The sequence below is a fragment of the Paraburkholderia sp. SIMBA_030 genome (assembly GCF_046535245.1).
Lineage (GTDB): Bacteria > Pseudomonadota > Gammaproteobacteria > Burkholderiales > Burkholderiaceae > Paraburkholderia.
In genome coordinates this window covers 1-326 of the sequence record NZ_JAWRXB010000212.1, presented here as the reverse complement: position 1 = coordinate 326, position 326 = coordinate 1, and the positions used below count along the sequence as shown (strand labels likewise).

Here is a 326-nt window from a genome sequence, read left to right as displayed (position 1 = left end):
AGCTCCGGATACTCATCCTCCATCACTTCCTGCAACGCGCTCAGCACGTTTGGGTCCAGATGTGTGTCAGCCACTTGCTCACTCCTTGATCAAGAATGGGTGAATTATGCCAGAGCCTCCCAGGAAAACTCCACGCGTGCGCAACGACCCTCGTCAGACCAACTGGCGTTACGGCCCAACTGGCGGACAAGACTGACACCACGCCCCGACAAACGGACGCCATCCAGGGGGCGTTCCAGCACACGCGCCACGTCAAATCCCTTGCCGCTGTCTTCAACCCGAACGACCAGGCAACCGCCCTTGCCTTCTGGCGTCACCTGCAAATG

General features: G+C 59.2%; 1 pseudogene. It reads right to left on the bottom strand.

Features of this window, described 5'->3' with window-relative positions:
• Positions 1-104: 104 nt before the first annotated feature.
• Positions 105-326, bottom strand: a pseudogene (locus tag SB772_RS39715) (hypothetical protein); the annotation flags it as partial.